This is a genomic window from Sphingomonas sp. PP-F2F-A104-K0414 (assembly GCF_004340945.1).
Taxonomy (GTDB): Bacteria; Pseudomonadota; Alphaproteobacteria; order Sphingomonadales; family Sphingomonadaceae; genus Sphingomonas.
Genome location: NZ_SLYD01000020.1, coordinates 1 through 2,562 on the forward strand (window position 1 = coordinate 1; position 2,562 = coordinate 2,562).

The 2,562-nt window shown below is 63.6% G+C and carries 3 protein-coding genes; all 3 read left to right on the top strand.

Annotation, left to right across the window (positions count from 1 at the left end):
• The first annotated feature begins 101 nt into the window (after positions 1–101).
• The 3 genes from C8J46_RS20605 to C8J46_RS20615 all read left to right on the top strand — a co-directional run bounded on the left by C8J46_RS20605 (position 102) and on the right by C8J46_RS20615 (position 2,520).
• A complete protein-coding gene (locus tag C8J46_RS20605; protein ID WP_132742550.1) occupies positions 102–449 on the top strand; it encodes a transposase in 348 nt (115 codons plus the stop codon).
• A complete protein-coding gene (tnpB, locus tag C8J46_RS20610) occupies positions 446–793 on the top strand; it encodes an IS66 family insertion sequence element accessory protein TnpB (protein WP_056489367.1) in 348 nt (115 codons plus the stop codon). Before C8J46_RS20605 ends, tnpB begins: the two co-directional genes overlap by 4 nt.
• 77 nt (positions 794–870) lie before the next feature.
• Positions 871–2,520 (top strand): IS66 family transposase, encoded by a 1,650-nt coding sequence (locus C8J46_RS20615; RefSeq protein ID WP_132742551.1) that lies wholly within the window; start codon positions 871–873, stop codon positions 2,518–2,520.
• Positions 2,521–2,562: the final 42 nt, after the last annotated feature.

A 2,562-nucleotide genomic window follows, 5' to 3' on the forward strand; every position in this document is an offset into this window, starting at 1 on the left:
CGTCTGCATCCGGTGAGGGGCATCTGGCGGGTGATGGTCTGAGCTGAGATGTTAGCCACAGTGCAAGCACCGTGGTTTGCACCGTGGCTAGAGACGTGGCGATGACCCAGATCACTGTACTGTCCGGCGTTGAGCGGCGTCGCCACTGGAGCGACGAGCGCAAGCTTGCCCTGGTGGAGGCTGCCATTGTGCCTGGCGCGTCGGTTGCCGCTATCGCGCGCGCTGCCGATATCTCGCCCTCGTCGATCTACCGTTGGCGACGCAAACTGTGCAGCAAGCTTGCGCAGCCGACCGGCTTTGCGGCCGTGGCCGTTCATGCGGATCCGCCCGAGATCGACCACGGTGCGTCCGACATGCTGGTCATCGAGCTCCGCGGTGTGACCATCCGTGCGGCTGGCGGCGTGTCTGCGAGCTTGCTGGTGGCGGCGTTGCGCGAGCTCAAAGCATGATCCCTGTTCCAGGCGGGGCCCGGGTCTGGATAGCCACCGGCAAGACGGACATGCGTAAGGGGATGTCGTCGTTGGCGATGCAGATTCAGCAGGGGTTCGGACGCAACCCGCATGCCGGCGACCTCTATGTTTTCAGAGGTCGCCGCGGCGATCTGCTGAAGATTCTATGGCACGATGGCCTCGGAATGTCGCTCTACGCAAAACGGCTGGAGCGCGGTCGGTTCACCTGGCCGGCGACATCTGACGGCGTCATTTCGATCTCGGCGGGGCAACTCGGATTCCTGCTGGAAGGCATCGACTGGCGAAATCCACAATACACGTTCAGGCCCGAATTAGCGGGCTGAAACGCCCGGTTTTCCTTAGGCTTTCGGCATCAAGCGCCTCGACAAATCGGCGGTTTTCTGCTGTAAAATGAGCCTCGATGGATACCGGCGCCGAGGCCCTTCCCGATGATATCGAAGCGCTCAAAGCGCTGCTGATTGCCGAGCGCCACACCGTCCTCATTGCCCGCGTAGCTCTACTCGAGGCCGAGGCACTTGCCGCCATCGCCCAGGCTCAGGTCGCCGATGCACACGCCATTATCGAAGACCTCAAGCTGCGCATCGCCAAGGCACGTCAGGACAAATGGGGGCAGTCGTCCGAGCGGCACAGGCAGTTGCTCGACCAGCTTGAAATGCAACTCGAGGACGTTGTCACTACCGCAACCGAGGATGAGCTAGCCGCTGAGATAGCGGTCGCCAAAGCTAGTGCAGCCGGCGTTCCCGTGGTGCCGTTCACTCGCAAGAAGCCGACCCGCGCTCCGCTATCTGCCGATCTTCCCCGACACCGTGTCGTCGTACCCGCCCCAGAGAGCTGCCCATGCTGCCACGGTGCGGAGCTGAGGAAGATTGGCGAGACCATCACGGAAAGCCGTGAGGTCGTTCCCCGCCAGTGGATCGTCGTGCAGACGGTCCGTGAGAAGTTCATCTGCAAGGCCTGCGAAACCATCACGCAGCCGCCAGCGCCCTTCCACCCCATTCCGCGTGCATCCGCTGGCCCCAACCTGCTGGCGATGGTCCTGTTCAACAAGTTCGGCCTGCATCAGCCGCTCAACCGCCAGAGCGAGACCTATGCCGCCGAAGGCATGAGCATCAGCGTGTCGACGCTTGCCGACTATGTCGGGCACGGCGCCGTCCTGCTGCGCGACCTGGTCGATCTCATCGAGGCGCACATCCTCGCCGGCGAGCGCATCCACCATGACGATACGACTGTGCCGGTCATGGCAGCCGGCAAGACCGTCACCGGCAGGATATGGGCATCCGTTCGCGACGACCGCCCCTTTGGCGGCACCGACCCGCCCGCCGTTTGCTATTACTACACTCGCGACCGCACAGGCGCCCATCCGCAGCGACAGCTTGCTCGGTATGCCGGCATCCTGCAGGCTGACGCCTATAGCGGCTATGACGCGCTCTACGCTGCAGGTCGCAAACCAGGGCCTATCCTGGAGGCAGCGTGCTGGGCACACGCCCGTCGCCCGTTCTTCAAGGAAGCCCGCCTGAGCCGGACGCCGCTCGCGGTCGACATCGTCACCCGCATGGATGCGATATTCGCTGCCGAACGCGTGATCTGGGGTCGGAACGCCAGCGAACGGCTCGCCTTGCGACAAGTCCACGTCGCCCCGCTCGTCGCCGAGCTCGAGCAGTTCCTGCGTCAGCAATATGGCCGCCTGTCGCGCAAGGGCGATCTGGCCAAGGCCATCAACTACATGCTGTCACGCTGGGGCAGCTTTGCCCGCTTCGTGTCTGACGGCAGGATCTGCATGACCAACAATGCCGCGGAACGCCGGGTGAGAACCGTCGCGGTCGGGCGCCGGAACTGGACCTTTTGTGGCTCGGACCGCGGCGGTAACCGTGCGGCCGCCATGTATACGTTGATCCAGACCTGCCGCCTCAACGACGTCGACCCGCATGCCTGGCTCCGTGACGTCATCGCGCAGATCTCCGACCATCCGCAGACACGACTTCACGAGCTATTGCCGTGGGAATGGAAAGCTCGACAACAGCGCCCCGAAGCCATCGCGCAAGCCGCGTAGCATCAGTCGCGCCAAACTAGAGGGCGCTCACCGAATGCATAC